The sequence below is a fragment of the Mesorhizobium sp. M1252 genome, from assembly GCF_040318265.1.
In the GTDB taxonomy this organism is placed as follows: domain Bacteria; phylum Pseudomonadota; class Alphaproteobacteria; order Rhizobiales; family Rhizobiaceae; genus Mesorhizobium.
This window is the reverse complement of sequence record NZ_JAMYLX010000008.1, coordinates 67,157-85,159: the sequence shown is the minus strand read 5'-3', so window position 1 is coordinate 85,159 and position 18,003 is coordinate 67,157. Positions and strand designations below refer to the sequence as shown.

17 protein-coding genes are annotated in these 18,003 nt (G+C 63.1%); 8 read left to right on the top strand and 9 right to left on the bottom strand.

The genetic code is table 11. The features are described 5' to 3' along the window. Nucleotides 1-9 precede the first annotated feature (9 nt). Nucleotides 10-1,437: an NADP-dependent phosphogluconate dehydrogenase gene (gene gnd / locus NKH22_RS17645; RefSeq protein ID WP_023714135.1), complete on the bottom strand. Its 1,428-nt coding sequence runs from the start codon at nt 1,435-1,437 to the stop codon at nt 10-12. 206 nt (nt 1,438-1,643) lie between these two features. Here gnd and NKH22_RS17640 point away from each other — a divergent pair, with 206 nt between their 5' ends. Then, a complete protein-coding gene (locus NKH22_RS17640) occupies nt 1,644-2,081 on the top strand; it encodes a VOC family protein (RefSeq protein ID WP_023820506.1) in 438 nt (145 codons plus the stop codon). A gap of 25 nt (nt 2,082-2,106) precedes the next feature. On the opposite strand, the gene NKH22_RS17635 is transcribed toward NKH22_RS17640, so the two are convergent. From NKH22_RS17635 to NKH22_RS17615, 5 genes are all read right to left on the bottom strand, one after another. Further along, a complete protein-coding gene (locus NKH22_RS17635) occupies nt 2,107-3,732 on the bottom strand; it encodes a copper resistance CopC/CopD family protein (RefSeq protein ID WP_023820505.1) in 1,626 nt (541 codons plus the stop codon). Between the two features lie 53 nt (nt 3,733-3,785). Next, entirely contained in the window at nt 3,786-4,304 is a 519-nt protein-coding gene (locus tag NKH22_RS17630) for a YcnI family copper-binding membrane protein (protein WP_023700138.1), read from the bottom strand. Nucleotides 4,305-4,343: 39 nt separating this feature from the next. Next, a complete protein-coding gene (locus NKH22_RS17625) occupies nt 4,344-4,883 on the bottom strand; it encodes a copper chaperone PCu(A)C (RefSeq protein ID WP_023704234.1) in 540 nt (179 codons plus the stop codon). A 104-nt stretch (nt 4,884-4,987) separates the two neighbouring features. Next, a complete protein-coding gene (locus NKH22_RS17620; RefSeq protein WP_023820504.1) occupies nt 4,988-5,344 on the bottom strand; it encodes a DUF2946 family protein in 357 nt (118 codons plus the stop codon). A gap of 210 nt (nt 5,345-5,554) precedes the next feature. Continuing rightward, nucleotides 5,555-6,457 carry a GntR family transcriptional regulator gene (locus NKH22_RS17615; protein WP_023700141.1) on the bottom strand — a complete coding sequence of 301 codons (903 nt, stop codon included), beginning with the start codon at nt 6,455-6,457 and terminating at the stop codon, nt 5,555-5,557. 257 nt (nt 6,458-6,714) lie between these two features. Here NKH22_RS17615 and NKH22_RS17610 point away from each other — a divergent pair, with 257 nt between their 5' ends. From NKH22_RS17610 to NKH22_RS17580, 7 genes are all read left to right on the top strand, one after another. Then, nucleotides 6,715-8,220: a UxaA family hydrolase gene (locus NKH22_RS17610; protein WP_023820503.1), complete on the top strand. Its 1,506-nt coding sequence runs from the start codon at nt 6,715-6,717 to the stop codon at nt 8,218-8,220. A gap of 52 nt (nt 8,221-8,272) precedes the next feature. Continuing rightward, entirely contained in the window at nt 8,273-9,271 is a 999-nt protein-coding gene (locus tag NKH22_RS17605; protein WP_352806760.1) for an aldo/keto reductase, read from the top strand. A gap of 73 nt (nt 9,272-9,344) precedes the next feature. Then, nucleotides 9,345-9,560 carry a hypothetical protein gene (locus tag NKH22_RS17600; RefSeq protein ID WP_023669815.1) on the top strand — a complete coding sequence of 72 codons (216 nt, stop codon included), beginning with the start codon at nt 9,345-9,347 and terminating at the stop codon, nt 9,558-9,560. 12 nt (nt 9,561-9,572) lie between these two features. Next, nucleotides 9,573-10,565, top strand: coding sequence for an ABC transporter substrate-binding protein (locus NKH22_RS17595; RefSeq protein ID WP_023669816.1), 993 nt, complete (start codon nt 9,573-9,575; stop codon nt 10,563-10,565). 147 nt (nt 10,566-10,712) lie between these two features. Further along, the gene (locus tag NKH22_RS17590; RefSeq protein WP_031196018.1) at nt 10,713-12,236 is read left to right on the top strand and encodes a sugar ABC transporter ATP-binding protein; all 1,524 of its coding nucleotides are present in this window, start codon (nt 10,713-10,715) and stop codon (nt 12,234-12,236) included. A 23-nt stretch (nt 12,237-12,259) separates the two neighbouring features. Further along, nucleotides 12,260-13,225, top strand: coding sequence for an ABC transporter permease (locus NKH22_RS17585; protein ID WP_023683015.1), 966 nt, complete (start codon nt 12,260-12,262; stop codon nt 13,223-13,225). A 70-nt stretch (nt 13,226-13,295) separates the two neighbouring features. Then, a complete protein-coding gene (locus NKH22_RS17580) occupies nt 13,296-14,312 on the top strand; it encodes a zinc-binding alcohol dehydrogenase family protein (RefSeq protein ID WP_023686620.1) in 1,017 nt (338 codons plus the stop codon). 299 nt (nt 14,313-14,611) lie between these two features. On the opposite strand, the gene NKH22_RS17575 is transcribed toward NKH22_RS17580, so the two are convergent. The 3 genes from NKH22_RS17575 to NKH22_RS17565 form a co-directional block, all read right to left on the bottom strand. Then, on the bottom strand, nt 14,612-15,463 hold the full coding sequence (locus tag NKH22_RS17575) for a sugar phosphate isomerase/epimerase family protein (protein WP_023686621.1): 852 nt from the start codon (nt 15,461-15,463) through the stop codon (nt 14,612-14,614). Nucleotides 15,464-15,588: 125 nt separating this feature from the next. After that, nucleotides 15,589-16,776: a Gfo/Idh/MocA family protein gene (locus NKH22_RS17570; RefSeq protein WP_352910277.1), complete on the bottom strand. Its 1,188-nt coding sequence runs from the start codon at nt 16,774-16,776 to the stop codon at nt 15,589-15,591. An 18-nt stretch (nt 16,777-16,794) separates the two neighbouring features. Next, nucleotides 16,795-17,850: a sugar phosphate isomerase/epimerase family protein gene (locus NKH22_RS17565; protein WP_352910274.1), complete on the bottom strand. Its 1,056-nt coding sequence runs from the start codon at nt 17,848-17,850 to the stop codon at nt 16,795-16,797. Nucleotides 17,851-18,003 lie beyond the last annotated feature (153 nt).

Sequence of the window (18,003 nt, the reverse complement as noted above, 5' to 3'; positions counted from 1 at the left end):
CACCTGACCCTATCCGGCCGCTCCACTTCCCCATGGCCCATGGAAAGCGCCCTGCTCGCCGATGCGCTCGAAGCCATGCGCGCCGAAGAAGTCGCGCTGCGCCTGGATCAGGTTCGAGGTGCCGCGGCCCTGGCGGTAGCTGTCGAAATAGGCAAGTGCCGACGCCAGTGCAGGCACCGGCGAGCCTGCTTCCGATGCCTTGGCAACGGTGCGCCTAAGCGACGGATGCGCCTCCTGCATCATGGTGGTGAAAGCCGGCGCCATCAAAAGGTTGGTGGACGCGCCGCCCGAGCCGAAGGCTTCCGCCATGGTGTCGAGCATCTGCGAGCGGATGATACAGCCGGCACGCCAAATCTTGGCGATGGTCGGCATCGGCAAGTTCCAGTTGAACTCCTTCGAGGCGGCGCTCATCACCGCGAAACCTTGTGCATAGGCGGCGATCTTGCCGGCGAGCAGCGCCAGCTCCAGATCTTTCAGAAGTGCCGCCTTGTCGCCGGAGATCTTGGTGACGCCGATATTGCCATAGGCTTTTTCGGCCGCCTGCCGCTCATCCTTGATCGAGGACAGCACGCGGGCCGCCACCGCCGCCTCGATGGCCGTCGCCGGAATGCCGAGCTGCTGCGCCTCGATGACAGACCATTTGCCGGTGCCCTTCTGGCCGGCACGGTCGAGGATGATGTCGACCACCGGCTTGCCGGTCTTTGCATCGTCAGCGGCCAGCACCTTGGCGGTGATCTCGATCAGATACGAATCGAGCCGGCCCTTGTTCCAGTCCTCGAAGACCTTGCCGATCTCCTTCGGCCCCATGCCGAGACCGTCACGCAGGATACCGTAGATCTCGGCGATCATCTGCATGTCGGCATATTCGATGCCGTTGTGGATGGTTTTCACGAAATGCCCGGCGCCGTCTGTGCCGAGCCAGGCAGCGCACGGTTCATCCTTGAACTTGGCCGAGATCGCGGTCAGCACGCGTTCGACGCGCTTCCAGGAGTCTTCGGTGCCGCCGACCATGATCGACGGTCCATGGCGCGCGCCTTCCTCGCCGCCGGATACGCCCATGCCGATGAAGGTGAGACCTGAGCCCGACAGTTCCGAAAAGCGCCGCATCGTATCGCGGAAATTGGCGTTGCCGGCATCAATGACGATATCATTGTCAGACAACACGCCGCGCAGCGCTTCGATCTGTTCGTCGACCGGCTTGCCGGCCAGCACCATGATGATGACCGGGCGCGGCGGCTTGATCGCAGCTGCCAGTTCCTCCAGGCTGTAGCAGGGCACCACCATGTCCCTGAGCGAACCGGCGCCTTCGAGGAAGGCATCGGTGCGCGCCTTGGTGCGGTTGAAGACGGCGATGCGGTGCCCGTGCTCGGCAATGTTGAGCGCGAGGTTGGAGCCCATTGTGCCAAGGCCGATCAGGCCGATTTCGGCTTTTTCCATCGTTTCTTCCCTGCTTTCGGATTTTGTTGAGGCCGCGTTTTTCGGGATGCCCATTTTTCGGCGAGATGATTGACGGGCCTTTCGCGCCACGTCAACCGCCTCGCCGAATTGTGTTGCGTCGGCGTTGTGTCAAACCGAGTCAGGAAGGGTCAGTTGGTGACCAGGCGACGCCTTGCCGATCGAACATATGGCGATAGGTTGGACATATGGCAGTCAAACGGATGGACAATGTCGGAATCGTCGTCGATGACCTCGACGAGACGATTGCTTTCTTTTGCGAGCTCGGCCTCGAACTGGAAGGGCGGGCGACGATCGAAGGCGAGTGGGCCGGACGTGTCACCGGGCTCGGCGATCAGCACGTCGAGATTGCCATGATGCGCTCACCGGATGGCTATAGCCGGCTCGAGCTCTCCCGCTTCCTCACGCCGACTGTCGTCGCCGATCACCGCAACGCCCCGGTCAACGCCCTGGGCTACCTGCGCGTCATGTTTACCGTGGACGACATCGACGACACGCTGGAAAGGCTCCGCAAGCGTGGCGCGCAGCTGGTCGGTGAAGTCGTCCGTTACCAGGAGGTGTATCGGCTCTGCTACATCCGCGGGCCGGAAGGGCATCTCATCGGGTTAGCCCAGGAACTCGGCTGAGCGCCCTTCGCAGGCGGGCTGAATATCACTCGGCGCGGATATCGATCGGCGCTTCGATCTTTATCACTTCGAAATCCGAGACCAGAATATCGAGCCGCGCCGTCCAGCGGCCTGGAATCGGAATGACGAGATTATCGACCCGCCAAGTGCCGTCGCCTGGCTTGGTCGCCGGACGCTTGATCGGCTCGATCCCCGAATCGGGCTTGGACAGCACCAGCGACACTTCCTTGGCGTCGAGCGGGCCGAAATCGCCATCCATGATGACGATGGAGGCGGTGACCTCCCCGGTATGGCCGGGCGTGATGTCGATGTCGGCCATCGCCTTCATAGTGTGGATATGGGTCGACGTCGGTTGTGCCGCGGCGATTGCCAGGGCCCGTGGCGGCGGCGTGAAGCGCCAGCCGGCGGCAACGCCGAAGATCAGGAGCACGATCAGCATTTCGACTGAGATCGAGCGGCTAAGCCGTCGCCGCACTTCCGTCGCTCCGGCCTCGGCTAAGGCGGTGAGCCGCCATCGATTGACCGCCGCCAGCGTGAACAGAAACACCAGCAGCGCCAGCTTGATCAGCAGCAGCCGGCCATAGGCGGTGTTGACCAGTGCCGCCGGTGTCTGCACCTGGATGATGGCGAGCACCACACCGGCGGCGGCAAGCACTACCACCACGGGCATGATCGCGCGCGAAAACCGCCGCAGGAACGCCCCGGCTTCCACCGATTGGCTGCTCAACGCCAAGCCGAGCGGCAGCAATGCTCCAGCCCAGAAAGCGATGCCGGCGCCATGCAGGAACACCATAGGCCGCGTCAGCCATTGCGGTTCGGCTGCACTGGCATGGCCGCTGGCGGCAAGGGCTGCACCCACACCGGCCAGCCCGGCGAGCGCCAACGGCCTGGCGCCGGCACGCGATCCGACCAACGACAGCAGGCCAAGCCCGAGCGCCGCCAGCGAAATCAGCACCGTCCAGCCGAAGCTGGTGCCAAGCGCCGTCCGCCAGACCACCGGTTGCGCCAGCCGGGCGAGTGGCGCGCCCAGCGCGTCCAGCCCCTGGAACCCGAGCGACAGGGGTGCTGCGACCAGCCCGCAGAGGATGGCGGCAATGACGAAGCGCTGGCCTGAGCGCTGGCCTTGCGCCAGCCATGTCAGCGCGAAGGCGCCGCCAATGCCGAGGAAAAGCCCGATGTAGAGAAGAACCTTGCCGGTCCAGATCGCTGACCGCAAATCTATATCGACAGCTTCCCCCACCGCCGGCGCCGCACTTGGCGCGCCAACGGAAAACAGCACCGAGCCGCCGACCGGATGGCCATCGGCGGAAATCACCCGCCAGCTCAAGACATGGGTGCCCGGCCCGAGGTTTTGTGGATTGTCGATCTCAACCGTTTGGTCGCTCAACCGAAACGAGGTCAAAGCGACAGGCGTACCGTCGGACCGCACCAAGGTCAGCACCAGCGGCGACACAGGCTCGCTGAAGGTCAGCGAAAATTGCGTCGGCGCTCGCTCCAGAACCGCGCCGTCGGCAGGCTCGGCCTTGATCAGCGCCGCATGGGCAAAGGCCTGGTTTGGCGTGGCAAGGACGGCAAGCAGCAGGATCGCGGCTAGCAAGCTGAAGCACCTGCCGGCTGTCCGTTCTATCCGCTGGAAACAGGCCACGGTCATGCCATCCACCAAAACAGTGGCGCGCCGCTTCGAAGCAGCGCGCCGCCAATGCATCATTTCTTCGGCAGCAGGTTGAGGCCGGGCGCCGGATCTTCCAGCGCATCCTCATCCTGACCAGCCGCCGGAATCTCTATCCAACGCGTGGTGGCGCCATCGCATTCCTGCACCACCGGAAAATAGAGTTTTTGCCCGGCCGGCAGATCGGCGGCCAACGTGCCGCGGAAGACGAACTCGTCATAAAATTCATCCGGCAGGCTGCCGCCGCTCCAGTCGACTTCCTTGACGCCCGAGGTCACCGCCTCGCCATAGAGCTGGTAGGATTTCTCGTACTTGCCTTTCTTGACCTGCAGCGTCCAGCCGGGCTTGGGCATCGGCTTCACCCCGATCACCCCTTCCGGGATCTGCACGCGCACGGCAATCGTCGCCTTGCCTTCGCAGCCATGCGGCACCCGCAGCACGGCCTTGTAGGTCGAACCGACCGCAACCTCCTGTGTTTCGAGCGTGATATGGGCGAAGGCGGCACTTGTCCCCAGGACGAGGAATGCAGCGGCCGGCAAATGATGCTTGTTCATGATGGCTCCCTCTCGAAAAAATTGATTGGCAATAATTGGTCAGTCGTTGTCTTCCAGGGGTGGCGCGCTGCCTATGGCTTGCACGGCAAACTCGACGGTCACGGTTCCGGCCCTCTCGAAAGTCAGCGTAGCGGCAAACATCTGGCCTTCTTTAGGGGGCTGCTTCAGATCCATGAACATCACGTGATAGGCGCCGGGACCCAGCGTGACCTTGCCGCCCGCCGGGATATCCAGGCCACCACTGACCGGGCGCATGGTCATGACGCCATCCTTCACCCCCATTTCATGCAGTTCGGCCTTGCCCGAAATGTCGGAGGAAATCGATAGCAGCCGGTCTGGCGCGCTGCCCTTGTTGACGATGGTGAAATAGCCGCCGGCAACCTTGGCGCCGGCCGGCGTGGCGCGCGACCAGGGATGCTCGATCTCGATGTCACCGGCCTTGAATTCATGCGCAAGGACGGAATGGGAGCCGACGAACAACAGTGCAAAGGCGAACAGGGCGCTGCCGAGACGCTGCTCGATAGTGCTGAATAAACGGGTGCTGCGGTGCAACGCGCCGGCACGAAGAAAACGGAACATGGGTAGGCTCCATGAATATAAGGTCGCGCCGTTGTCGGGCTGCGAACGTGTTTGTCATTGGATGATTATCGCCTGCGCAGGTTACGCAAAGCGAGCGGCGGTTTTCAGCCCGCAAGCGGCGGCGCGCGCGGATTGGCCGGAGAGCGCTCGCGCGTGACGTCGGGATACCTGACTGCCGGCGGGGCAAAAGCGACTGTTTCCAAGGACTGGCTGACCGGCGCCAGGCCGACGCCTGCCGGCGGCGCATAGGCGACGGAGGCCATGCTGCAGCCGAGCATGCAGCATGCCGGCATGTGCGGCTGGTGCGGATCGCCGCCGGGAAGCTGGACCGCCCCATCATGGCTGCAGATGACGTTGCCGAAAGCGTCGAGTTGCGAGGCATCCGGCGCAATGCCGAAGGCAAACACGCCGAGCGTCGACTGGAGCAGCAGCACACAGGCCGCGACAAAGGCGGCCGTCATGCTCCATCTCTTACGCCGGAAGTCCAAAGACCTGCCTCTTCACGCAGCAACGCGTGGATATCTAGCACGCGGCATGTCGGCGGAAAATCGCCAAATCATCGCTGCGGCAACGCGGCGCGTTCGATCCATGTCGCACAAAAGTGCGCAGCGGTTTGGGATAACGCATGAGGCAGAGATCTTGTGCGCATAACGTCCCTTCGGACGTCGCGCTCAGGAAGCCGGGCGGCCGCCGATTTCCGGGATCGACGTCAACAGCGTGTGGCGTGCCGACTTCAGATGCTTGCGGCAGGCGGCGTCGACCTTGCCGAGATCGCGCGATTTCAGCGCCGCGATGTAGGCGAGATGCTCGCCAACCGCGACTTCGTTGCGTTCGCGCTCCTGCGCCTTGTTCCACTGGTAGTGGTAGTGAAAGATCATGGCGATGACGTCGTAGAAATCGACGATGAAGCGGTTGTGCGACGCCCGGTGGATCAGCCGGTGGAAGCGCTCGTCTAGCTCAGAGAATTCGTTGAAGCGGATGGCGATTTCGCTGGCCAGAAGCCGGTGCTCGTCTTCCAGCCGGTCGAGATCCGCCCAGACCGGACTATCCCCAGGCAAGGCGGCAAAGGCCGCCGCCGAGCGTATCTCGAACATTTCGCGGATTTCAGTGAGTTCGAGCGCAAAGGCACGGGTAAATCCTTTCAGCACCCAGTGGCTGTTGCGCCGCTTCTCGATCAGGCCGAAGCGGGAGAAGCGGATCAGGAACTCGCGCACGCTGGTGGTGCCGACGCCGATCTCGCGCGCCAGTTCGAGCTCGTTGATCTGCATGCCGGCCTCTGCACCGCCGGCCAGCAACCTGCGCATAAACGACCGCTCGATGATCTGGGCCAGTGTGTCTGTCTCCTCCTCGGGGAAGAAATCATCCGGCTTCGGCGTCCTGAGCACTGTCTTGCTGCGTTTGTTCCACGCGATCAGCCCGGTCTCTTCCATGCGCGCCAGAATGGTGCGCACGGTGGTCCGGCTGACGCCGAGCAAAGTGCCCAGTTCCGGCTCCGACGGCAGGCTCTGCGTCTCATCGAGCAGCCGCAGACCCCTGTTGTAAGCGTCCTTGTAGACGTTGTTGCTCTTCGACATCCCTGCCCCGTTGCGCGCCGGCGCTTGCTGTGGCTGGCTTGAAGCGCGATATCACATATGTCCTGGCGCTGACCCGGCAAAGCAAAACGCTCTGCGTGTCAGACGCCGCTCCCCACAAGCCAAGCATCCGTCGGACGCATGGTCTCCTCCTGAAAAAACAATTGACGCACAAATGTTTTTTCACGATAAAAGACATTATATGTAAACAGACGCGTGTCAATCCGCGCATCCCCAGGAACAGACCCAGGAAACTGCCCGTGAACGCCTCGAACAGCATTCTTCTGTCCCCCGCCGACAATGTCGCGGTCGCCAATGGCCGCATCGAGATCGGCACCCCTCTGCCCGGCGGCGCCCTCGCCACGGCCTTGATCGAGCCCGGCCACAAGGTGGCGATCAAGCCTATCGCCGCCGGCGAGGCGGTGGTCAAGTATGCCCAGGCCATCGGCCGCGCCACCCAGGACATCGCGCCCGGCGACCACGTCCATTCGCACAATCTGGTTTTTGAATCCGGCCGCCTGCCGGTGGTGCCGCCGAGCGAGGCCGAGCACGCCACCGAAGCTGACCGCGCCCGGACATTCATGGGCTATCGTCGCGCCGATGGCCGTGCCGGCACCCGCAACTTCATCGGCATCATCGCCAGCGTCAATTGCTCGGCCACCGTCTGCCACGCCATTGCCGACGAGGCCAACCGCGTGCTGTTGCCGAAATATCCGGGGATCGACGGCTTCGTCCCGATCGTCCATGGCCAGGGCTGCGGCATGAGCAGCACCGGCGACGGCATGATGGTGCTGCACCGCACGCTCGCCGGTTACACCCGCCATCCGAATTTCGGCGGCGCGTTGATGGTCGGCCTCGGCTGCGAGGTCAACCAGCTCACCCTTTACGGCCAGAAGGGTGCGGCGGCGGGAAAACGCCATTTCAACATCCAGGACGCCGGCGGTTCGCGCAAATCGGTCGCAAAGGCGATGGGCGTGCTCGCCGAAATCGCCGAGGAAGTCGGCCAGTATCAGCGCGAGCCGATCCCGGTCTCGGAGATCGTCGTCGGCCTGCAATGCGGCGGTTCCGACGGCATGTCGGGCATCACCGCCAATCCCGCGCTGGGAGCGGCGGTCGACATCCTGGCCGGCGTCGGCGGCATCGGCATCCTGTCGGAGACGACGGAGATCTATGGCGCCGAACATCTGCTCGCCTATCGCGCGGCAACGCCGGAGATCGCCAAGAAGCTCGACGGTTTCGTCAAATGGTGGGAGGACCATGTCGCCAAGCACGGCGCCTCGATCGACAACAACCCCTCGCCCGGCAACAAGCGCGGTGGCCTGACCACCATCCTGGAAAAGTCGCTGGGCGCCGTGGCCAAAGGCGGCCAGACTCCGCTCAACGGCGTCTTCGGTTATGCCGAAAAGGTCACCGGCAGTGGCCTGGTGTTCATGGACACGCCCGGTTACGACCCGGTCTCGGCGACCGGTCAGGTGGCGGGCGGCGCCAACATCATCGTCTTCACCACCGGCCGCGGCTCCTGCTTCGGCTGCCGGCCGACGCCGTCGATCAAGGTCGCCACCAACTCGACCATGTACCACCAGATGGAAGAGGACATGGACGTCAATTGCGGTGTCATCGCTTCGGGTGAGAAGACCATCGCCGGCATGGGCCGGGAACTCTTCGAACTCATCGTCGAGACGGCATCGGGCCGCAAGACCAAGAGCGAGGCGTTCGGCTACGGCGACAACGAGTTCGTGCCGTGGCACCTCGGCGCGACGCTCTAACCACCGACGAAAAAAGCGGGCTGCAACGACTGCCCACAAGGGGAGGCTTTGGATGGACAAACGCCGCATCGGCACGACTGCGCTCGAGGTCACCGAGATAAGCTTCGGCGGAGCGGCGATCGGCGGGCTCTACCGGGCCTGTCCGCGCGAATCGGCGATGGAGACGCTGCAGACAGCCTGGGATGCCGGCCTGCGCTATTTCGACACCGCGCCCTTCTATGGCTTCGGCCTGTCGGAGCGGCGGACCGGCGATTTCCTGCGCTACAAGCCGAGGGATTCCTATGTGCTGTCGACCAAGGTCGGCCGCCTGTTCCGCCCGGTGCCGGAAGACCAGGTTCCCGATCATTCCTATGTCGACCCGCTGCCTTTCGCGCTCGACTACGACTACTCGTATGACGGCATCATGCGCTCGGTCGAGTTCTCCTATGCCCGGCTCGGGCTGAACCGGATAGACATCCTGTTTGTGCACGACATCGGCACCTACACACATGGCGTCGAGAAGACGAAGCTGCACTTTCGCCAGCTGATGGACGGCGGCTTGAAGGCGCTGGACGAGCTTAAAACGTCGGGTGTAATTTCCGCCTATGGGCTCGGCGTCAACGAGGTGCAGATCTGCCTCGACGTGCTGCGCGAAGCACCGCTCGACTGCATCCTGCTGGCCAGCCGCTATTCGCTGCTCGACCGCTCGGCTGAAGCCGAGTTGCTGCCGCTGTGTCGTGAGCGACAGACTTCGCTGATCATCGGCGGCGTCTTCAACTCCGGCATCCTGGCGACCGGACCGGTGCACGGCGCGCATTTCGACTATCTGCCGGCGACGCAGGACATACTCGAGCGTGTCGGCGCGATGGAGAAAATCGCTGATGAGGGCGGATATCCGCTGGCGGCGGCTGCATTGCAGTTTCCGCTGCAGGAGCCTGTCGTGGCCAGCGTGCTGACCGGAACGGCCAAGCCCGCCAACCTGACGCGCAACCTCGACCTGTTCGACGTCCAGGTGCCGCAAGCGGAATTCGCCCGCTACGCTCCCTACACCATCGTGCAGGAGCTCGGCTGACGAAACGCCACAATCACGGTTCTCAAGAAGGAATGAATATTCCATATTGACTCGACGGTGGAATTAATATTCCATGATGATCAAGGAGGATCGGGAGCGTCTGGACGTGGCACTGAGGATCGGCAGGGAGGTTTCCCCGCCAAGCCATGCGCAGGCCGATATGAAACACCGCTTGCGTCGGCCGGACCGATGCACTATCAAAAAGCGGCAACTGTTTTTTATTGATAAAGTTCTGTTTGGGCCGCGCCTATCCAAATGGAGCTTCCGTAACCTTCACCGGGCGATCTAGGGAGGATTCCTAATGAAATTCGTGACCAGCATTCTCAACCGCCGCTCACTGATGGCACTAGCTGCCGCCTCGATGCTTGCCGGCACGCTGCACACGGCGCCGGCTTCGGCGGCGGACGTGACCATTCCGATCATCGTCAAGGACACCACGTCCTTCTACTGGCAGATCGTCCTGGCCGGCGCCCGCAAGGCCGGCAAGGATCTCGGCGTCAACGTACCCGAACTCGGCGCCCAGGCTGAAACCGACGTCAACGGCCAGGTCTCGATCCTCGAGAATGCCGTCGCCGGCAACCCGGCCGCGATCGTCATCGCGCCGACCGAATTCAAGGCGCTCGGCAAGCCGATCGATGAAGCGGCCAGCAAGGTCAAGGTCATCGGCATCGACTCCGGCGCCGACTCCAAGGCGTTCACCTCGTTCCTGACCACCGACAATGTGCAGGGCGGACGCGTCGCCGCTGACGGTCTTGCAGCAGCCATCGGCGAAGCCAATGGCGGCAAGATCGAGGGCGACGTCGCCCTGATCACCAACGCCCCGGGCGCCGGTTCGCTGGAGCAGCGCAAGCAGGGCTTCACCGAGCAGCTGGCCGCGAAATATCCGGGGCTCAAGCTCGTCGCGGACAAATATGCCGACGGCCAAGCGACGACCGGTCTCAACATCGCCACCGACCTGATCACCGCCAACCCGAACCTCAAGGGCATCTTCGCGTCCAACCTGATCATGGCGCAGGGCGTCGGTCAGGCTGTCGCCGAGAATAACCTTGGCGGCAAGCTGGCGCTGGTCGGCTTCGACAGCGACGAGAAGCTGATCAAGTTCCTCAATGACGGCGTCATTTCCGCGCTCGTCGTCCAGGATCCGTACCGGATGGGCTATGACGGCATCAAGACCGCGCTCGCCGCCTCGAAGGGCGAGAAGGTCGAGGCCAATGTGGACACCGGCGCCAACCTGGTGACCAAGGCCAACATGAAAGACCCCAAGATCGACGCCCTGCTCAACCCGAAGCTCTGAGCCCGTCAACCAAAAATCCTTTCCGGGGCCTCGCGCCCCGGAAACACCGGATACAAGCTTGAATATCCACAGGCTTGAATCACCTCGACGATGCGGCTTGACTGCATCGCGACGTGCCAATCGTAAGGCCAATCTGGGAGGATTGTCATGACGCCCACGGCGCAGGAACTGCACCCGGCCCCAACGCTAGCGCCCGGCAGGACGATCCTCGAACTGCACGGGCTGGAAAAACGCTATCCCGGCACGCATGCGCTGAAGCCCGTTCACCTTGCCTTCAAGGCAGGTGAGATCCACGCCATCGTCGGCGAGAACGGCGCCGGCAAATCTACCTTGATCAAGCTTCTGACCGGCGTCATGCCGCGCACCTCCGGCGATGTCATCTGGGAGGGCAAGCCGGCAGCGCTGGCAACCCCACACGAGGCGATGGCGCTGGGCATCAACGCCGTGCATCAGGAGGTCGTGCTCTGCCGCCATCTCACCGTCGCCGCCAACATGTTCCTCGGCGAGGAGAATTCGCGCTTCGGCATCCTGCAGCAGCGCGCCATGGTGAAGGAAGCGCAGAAGATCATCGACGGTCTCGGCTTCGATCTGCCGGCGCATGTCATGCTGGGTGACCTCACCATCGGCCAGCAGCAGCTGATCGCCGCCGCCCGCGCCACCGTGCGCGGCACCAAGTTCCTGATTTTCGACGAGCCGACCGCCTATCTCACCCGCAAGGAAGCCGACCAGCTGTTCACGCTGATCCGCAGGCTCAAGGGCGAAGGCGTCACCATCATCTACATCAGCCATCGCATGGAAGAGGTGTTCGAACTCGCCGATCGCGTCTCGGTGCTGCGCGACGGCACGCTGGTCGGCACCCGCAACATTGCCGAGACCAATGACGCCGAGCTGGTCAAGATGATGATCAACCGCTCGATCGAGCAAGTCTACCACAAGGAGCATTTCACCCCCGGTGCCGTGATCGTTGAAGCGAAAAACCTGTCGGGCAAGGGCTTCGAAGACGTCTCGATGACAGTGCGTGCCGGCGAGATCGTCGGGCTCTATGGCCTGATCGGCGCCGGCCGCAGCGAGTTTGTCACCACGCTTTATGGCCGCCACAAGAAGTCGGCCGGCCAGATCCGCTGGCAAGGCAAACCGGTGCTGATCAATTCCGAGCACGACGCGATCAAGCTCGGCATGGCGCTGGCGCCGGAAAGCCGCCGCGACCAGGGCCTGTGCCTGAACCTGCCGGTCGGCCTCAACCTCAACCTGCCGATCTACAAGCGCATCTCCAACAACCTGCTGATTTCGAACACGAAGGAAAAGGCTGAAGCCGATCGCCAGATCGCCGGCCTCCGCATCAAAACGCCAACACGCGGCGCACTGGCCTCCAGCCTGTCCGGCGGCAACCAGCAGAAGATCGTTATCGGCAAATGGCTGGCGCACGGCGCCAAGCTGTTCATCTTCGACGAGCCGACCGTCGGCGTCGATGTCGGCACCAAGGCCGAGATCTACCGCTTGTTCGGGGAACTCTTGTCCAAGGGCGCCGGCATCATCCTGATCTCGTCGTATCTGCCCGAGGTTTATGAGCTCGCCGATACGCTGCACGTGTTCCGGCGCGGCAAACTGGTCGCCAGCCACGGTTTTCGCGCCGCTAGCCACGAAGACGTGCTGACGCAGGCGATCGGCTGACAAAAAAAGAAACGGGAGGAACCATGAGCATCGAAACCGTCGCGATCGAAAAACCGAAACGGAACTACAACGTCCTGTTCGGGCTGACGCTTCTGGCGTTGCTGGTTCTGCTCTGGATCGTGCTGTCGGTGGCGACGCCGAGCTTCGCCTCCTCCAACAACATCGCCAATCTTTTGCGGCAGGGCTCGATGATCGCCATCATGGCGGTCGGCCAGACCTTCGTCATCATCACCGGCGGCATCGACCTCTCGGTCGGCGCCGTGGTCGGCTTCGCCACCGTCATTGTCGCCATGATGATCAATGCCGGCTTCCCGATCTGGGTCGCCATTCTGGTGACGCTGCTGGTCGGCGTTGCCATCGGCCTGTTCCATGGCTTCGGCATCGTCAAGATGGGCCTGCCGCCCTTCATCATCACGCTGGCGACGCTAACCTCGTTGCGCGGCATCGGCCTGTTGATGACCAACGGCAACTCGATCAACATCAACAGCGACAGCTTCACCGCGTTCTCCCGCAGTTCCTTTGTCGGCATCCCCAATCTGTTCTGGATGGTGATCCTGGTCGGCATCCCGGCCTACATCTTCCTGCACCACAGCCGCTGGGGCCGCTATCTCTTCTCCGTGGGATCCAATGCCGAGGCCTCGCGCCTCTCGGGCGTCAATGTCCAGCGCACCATCTACATGGCCTACACGCTGTCGGGCCTATGCGCGGCCTTCGTCGGCGTGCTGCTGGCGGCGCGCATCGGCATCGGCAACCCTACCCAGGCGGAAGGTTGGGAGTTGCAGGCGATCGCCTCATCGGTGATCGGCGGCACTTCGCTGTTCGGCGCCGTCGGCTCGGTGCATGGCCCGCTGCTCGGCGCCTTCATCCTGGCCACCATCAACAACGGCGCCAATCTGCTCAACGTCAACTCGTTCTGGCAGCGCATCATCACCGGCGCGCTGATCATAATCATCGTCTATTTCGACGGGCTGCGCCGTCGCGGCAAGTAATTCTCCCTGACCTTCCGTGTCGGTCCGCTCAACAACGGACCGGCGCCTTTTTGAACACTGGAATTGCCGAATGAAAGCTGTTGTCTGCCGCTCGCCCGGCGAGCTTGTCCTGGAAGACCGGCCGGCGCCAGGAGCGCCGCCTGCCGGCTGGGCGCTGGTCGCCGTCAGCCATGTCGGCATCTGCGGCACCGACTACCACATCTTCGAAGGCAAGCATCCGTTCCTCGCCTATCCCCGCATCATGGGCCACGAAGTGTCGGGCACCGTCGTCGAGACCGGCGAAGATGTCGACCTTGCCGTGGGCGAGCCCGTCATCATCAATCCCTATCTCGCTTGCGGAAAATGCATCGCCTGCCGACACGGCAAGCCGAATTGCTGCGTCAGGATCGAAGTGCTTGGCGTGCATCGCGACGGCGCCATGGCCGAGCAGATCCTGGTGCCGGCACGGAATCTTTATCCGGCAAACGGCTTATCGCTGGCCGATGCGGCGGCGGTGGAATTCCTCGCCATCGGCGCGCATGCCGTGCGGCGCGCTCGCGCCGAACCAGGCGCCCGCACGCTGGTCATCGGCGCCGGGCCGATCGGCCTTGGCGCAGCGCTGTTTGCGCGCATCGCCGGGCTCGATGTCAGCCTGCTCGACATGAGCACGGAGCGGCTGGATTTTGCAAAAGGCGAACTCGGCTTCGCCACGCTCGACGGCTCACAAAAAGCGGCAGCCGAACTGGTGCGCGAGGCAACCGGCGGCGAAGGGTTCGACATCGTCTTCGACGCCACCGGCAACACCGCCTCGGTGCAGTCGGCCTTCGCACATGTCGCGCATGGTGGCACGCTCGTGCTGGTCAGTGTCGTCAAGGACGACATCGTCTTTTCCGACCCGGAATTCCACAAGCGGGAAATGACATTGATCGGCAGCCGCAACGCGCTGAAAGTCGATTTCGACCACGTCGCCGCCTCGATCCGCAACGGCGCCGTGCCTCTGGCAAAACTCGTCACCCACCGCACCACGCTGGCCGGCACGCCGGATGATCTCGCCCGCTGGGCGCATGAGAAATCGGGGTTGATCAAGGCTGTGATCGAGGTGGGGTAAGACATCCAAAAATTTGGTGGAGCGATAAGTGCCGAGTTAAGGCAGATCGCATACCTCGGCGATTTGCGAAAAGGCCCGTCGCTTCCTCATCCACGGGCGGAGCAAGGAGCGAAGCGACGCGGCGCAGACCCGAGGATTCATTCGGTGACGTCTGCGCTAGAATCCAGCGGTGCAAAAGAGGCGTCCATTCGCATCTCCTACCTGCACCGCTGCGGCGCGCGACAGTCGCGGCATGGGTCCTCGGGTCTGCGCCGCGTCCGCTGCGCTCCCGCTCCGCCCGTGGATGAGGAAGTGAGCGGCTAAGCCGCCCGCTTCCACCCATCCCTGATATGCCTGTATCCCTCGCGATAAACTGCCTCCGGCGTCTCGGAAAAATCCCGCCACACCTTGGTCGCCGCCGCCAGATCCTTCAGCGATCTGCCAAACGCCTCGATCGTCAGCCAGTCGTCATAGCCGCTCTTGCGGATGGCCGCGAAAGTCTCTTTCCACGGAATGTTCCCGCGCCCCGGCACGCCGCGATCGTTCTCCGAAATGTGGATGTGCACGACATTCCGCCGGTGCTTCATGTAGGCGCCGATCGGGTCGGCCTCCTCGATATTGGCGTGGAAGGTGTCGTACATCGCCTTGATGTGCGGCCGGTCGATGGCGTCGACGTGCTCGGACAGATCGGCCATCGTGTTCAGCAGATAGCACTCGAAACGGTTGAGCGCCTCCAACCCGATGGTAATGTTCCGCTTGCCGGCATGATCGCCAATGGCGCGCTGCGAGGCGATCGAGCGCTTCTTCTCGGCAGCGGTCGGCCCGCTGCCGGAGAAGGCGCCGAGCGTCGAATGCAGCGGCCCGCTCAGCGTACTCGCGCCGAGCGCCTGGGCGCAATCGATCGCCCATTTCATGTAGCCGATGCCGCCCTTGCGGGTCGCGGCATCCGGCGAAATCAGATTCATCGCCGGGTCGCCCATCGCCGTAACAGCCGTGCGCTCCAACCCGATGCGGTCGAGCAAATCGCCAAGCTTCTTGTAGTCCTCTGGCGTGCCTGAGAAGATCGGTATCTCGACGCCGTCGAAGCCAGTCGCCTTGATGTCGCGCAGCAACGGCTCGTGTTTCTTAGACACGGAAGTCGTCCACAAAAACATGCACATGCCGATTTTCATCGACAGCCCCTCCCCATTTGACGGCGCGCGCTGGTTTCTTTCGCACCTCGCACCATGCGCCCTCATTCGGCCGCTTCGCGGCCACCTTCTCCCCGAAGGGAGAAGAGACTTGGCGCCGGCGCTCCCTAAAGTTTCGTCCACGCCCCGTTCTTCTTCGACGACTTCACGCAGGCCTCGATGAACGCCATACCTTCGACGCCGTCCTGGATGGTCGGGAACACCACGTCCTTGCCCGGCTTGCCGCCCTTCTTGCGTGCCGCGCGGATCGCCCGCGCCGCCTCCTGGTAGATGTTGGCGAAGCCTTCGAGATAGCCTTCCGGATGGCCAGCCGGAACGCGGCTGACGCGTCCCGCAACTGGCAGCGCGCCGGCGCCGTTGCGGGTGAGCAGCTGCTTGGGCTGGCCGAACGGCGTGTACCAGAGATAGTTCGGATCGGCCTGCACCCATTCCAGCCCGCCTTTCGAGCCATAGATGCGCAGCTTCAGCCCGTTCTCGTGGCCGGGCGCCACCTGGCTTGCCCAGATCATGCCCTTGGCCGGATGCACCTTGCCGACCGGCTTGAAGCGCAGCATGACATTGACATTGTCGTCGAGCAGCCGCCCCGGCACGAAAGCGTCGAGATCGGCCGACAGGGAATCGAGTTCCAGACCCGAGACGAACCGCGCCAGATTGTAGGCATGGGTGCCGATGTCGCCGAGCGCGCCGCCCGCGCCCGCCTGCTTGGGGTCGGAGCGCCACGCCGCCTGCTTCTGGCCGGTGGCGGCAAGGTCTTCGGTCAGCCAATCCTGCGGGTACTCGGATTGCACGATGCGGATGTCGCCAAGCTGGCCCTTGGCCACCATCTCGCGCGCCTGGCGGACCATCGGATAGGCCGTGTAATTGTGCGTCAGCACGAACACCTTGCCGGTCTTCTCGACTATCGCCGCGAGCTTCTTGGCCTCGGCCAAAGTCGTCGCCAGCGGCTTGTCGCAGATGACGTGGATGCCGGCCTCGAGAAACGCTTTGGCCGCCGGCACGTGCACATTGTTGGGGGTGACGATCGCCACCGCTTCGATGCCGTCCGGGCGCGTGGCCTCGGCCTTGGCCATCTCGGCATAGGAGGCGTAGCTGCGCGCCGGGTCGAGACCGAGTTCGGCGGCGGAAGCCTTGGCGCGCTCGGGATTGGCCGACAGGGCGCCGGCCACCAGCACGAAGTCATTGTCCATGCGAGCCGCGATCCGGTGCACCGCGCCGATGAAGGCGCCTTGGCCGCCGCCGACCATACCATAGCGGATCGGGCCGCCCCCCGCTTCCGACTTCGATGCGCCGACCATGTCTTTCTCCTGCTTGTCTCAAATACCCATCATGGCGCGCAGCATCTTCTTGTCGGTGGTGCCGCCGGCGAAATCATCAAAGGCCTTTTCCGTCACCCGGATAATGTGGTGCTGGATGAAGGGCGCGCCTTCGGCCGCGCCGTCCTCCGGATGCTTGAGGCAACACTCCCATTCCAGCACCGCCCAGGAATCGTAGCCATACTGGGTAAGCTTGGAAAAGATGCCGCCGAAATCGACCTGCCCGTCGCCAAGCGAGCGGAAGCGGCCGGCGCGATTGGTCCAGCTCTGATAGCCGGAATAGACGCCTTGCCGCCCCGTCGGATTGAACTCGGCATCCTTGGCATGGAAGGCCTTGATCCGCTCGTGATAGATGTCGATGAATTCGAGATAGTCGAGCTGCTGCAAAAGGAAATGCGACGGGTCGTAGTTGATGTTGCAGCGCTTGTGGCCGCCAACCGCGTCGAGGAACATCTCGAAGGTGGCGCCGTCGAAGATGTCCTCGCCAGGATGGATCTCATAGCCGACATCGACGCCGTTCTCGTCATAGACGTCGAGGATCGGCTTCCAGCGCTTGCCGAGTTCGGCAAAGGCCTCCTCGATCAGCCCGGCCGGCCGCTGTGGCCAGGGATAGAGATACGGGAAGGCCAGAGCGCCGGAAAACGTCACCGAGGTTTTCAGGCCAAGATTATTCGAGGCCTTGGCGCCGAACTCCATCTGTTCGACCGCCCATTTCTGCCTGGCCTTGGGGTTGTTGTGCACCGCAGGCGGTGCAAAGCCGTCGAACTGGGCATCATAGGCCGGGTGCACCGCCACCAGCTGCCCTTGAAGATGCGTCGACAGTTCGGTGATCTCGACGCCGGCATCCGCGCAGATGCCTTTCACCTCGTCGCAATAGGTCTTGGAAGATGCCGCCTTCTTGAGGTCGAACAGGCGTGCATCCCAGGTCGGGATCTGCACGCCCTTGTAACCGAGACCGGCCGCCCATTTGGTGATCGAGGCCAGCGAATTGAACGGCGCGGTATCCCCCGCGAACTGCGCCAGAAACAGCCCCGGACCCTTCATTGTCGACGGCATCGACATCCTCCCAATTCATTTTTCCAAGGACCAAGCATAGCGCCTGATGAAAGCAGGGCCAGCCTCTTTGGTCTCTTGTGATGTGCATTCTCGTATCGGCATTCTGGTATTACCAAATACCGGAAATGGGTCAAGCCATTTGACTCACGCGCA

Excerpts from the sequence above, each read along its gene's own strand:
- NKH22_RS17585 (WP_023683015.1), top strand. The coding sequence starts at position 12,260 with ATGAGCATCGAAACCGTCGCGATCGAAAAACCGAAACGGAACTACAAC.
- NKH22_RS17620 (WP_023820504.1), bottom strand. The coding sequence starts at position 5,344 with ATGACGGCCGCCTTTGTCGCGGCCTGTGTGCTGCTGCTCCAGTCGACG.
- NKH22_RS17635 (WP_023820505.1), bottom strand. The coding sequence starts at position 3,732 with ATGACCGTGGCCTGTTTCCAGCGGATAGAACGGACAGCCGGCAGGTGC.
- NKH22_RS17640 (WP_023820506.1), top strand. The coding sequence starts at position 1,644 with ATGGCAGTCAAACGGATGGACAATGTCGGAATCGTCGTCGATGACCTC.
- NKH22_RS17605 (WP_352806760.1), top strand. The coding sequence starts at position 8,273 with ATGGACAAACGCCGCATCGGCACGACTGCGCTCGAGGTCACCGAGATA.
- NKH22_RS17580 (WP_023686620.1), top strand. The coding sequence starts at position 13,296 with ATGAAAGCTGTTGTCTGCCGCTCGCCCGGCGAGCTTGTCCTGGAAGAC.
- gnd (WP_023714135.1), bottom strand. The coding sequence starts at position 1,437 with ATGGAAAAAGCCGAAATCGGCCTGATCGGCCTTGGCACAATGGGCTCC.
- NKH22_RS17600 (WP_023669815.1), top strand. The coding sequence starts at position 9,345 with ATGATGATCAAGGAGGATCGGGAGCGTCTGGACGTGGCACTGAGGATC.
- NKH22_RS17595 (WP_023669816.1), top strand. The coding sequence starts at position 9,573 with ATGAAATTCGTGACCAGCATTCTCAACCGCCGCTCACTGATGGCACTA.
- NKH22_RS17575 (WP_023686621.1), bottom strand. The coding sequence starts at position 15,463 with ATGAAAATCGGCATGTGCATGTTTTTGTGGACGACTTCCGTGTCTAAG.
- NKH22_RS17565 (WP_352910274.1), bottom strand. The coding sequence starts at position 17,850 with ATGCCGTCGACAATGAAGGGTCCGGGGCTGTTTCTGGCGCAGTTCGCG.
- NKH22_RS17625 (WP_023704234.1), bottom strand. The coding sequence starts at position 4,883 with ATGTTCCGTTTTCTTCGTGCCGGCGCGTTGCACCGCAGCACCCGTTTA.
- NKH22_RS17630 (WP_023700138.1), bottom strand. The coding sequence starts at position 4,304 with ATGAACAAGCATCATTTGCCGGCCGCTGCATTCCTCGTCCTGGGGACA.
- NKH22_RS17590 (WP_031196018.1), top strand. The coding sequence starts at position 10,713 with ATGACGCCCACGGCGCAGGAACTGCACCCGGCCCCAACGCTAGCGCCC.
- NKH22_RS17570 (WP_352910277.1), bottom strand. The coding sequence starts at position 16,776 with ATGGTCGGCGCATCGAAGTCGGAAGCGGGGGGCGGCCCGATCCGCTAT.
- NKH22_RS17615 (WP_023700141.1), bottom strand. The coding sequence starts at position 6,457 with ATGTCGAAGAGCAACAACGTCTACAAGGACGCTTACAACAGGGGTCTG.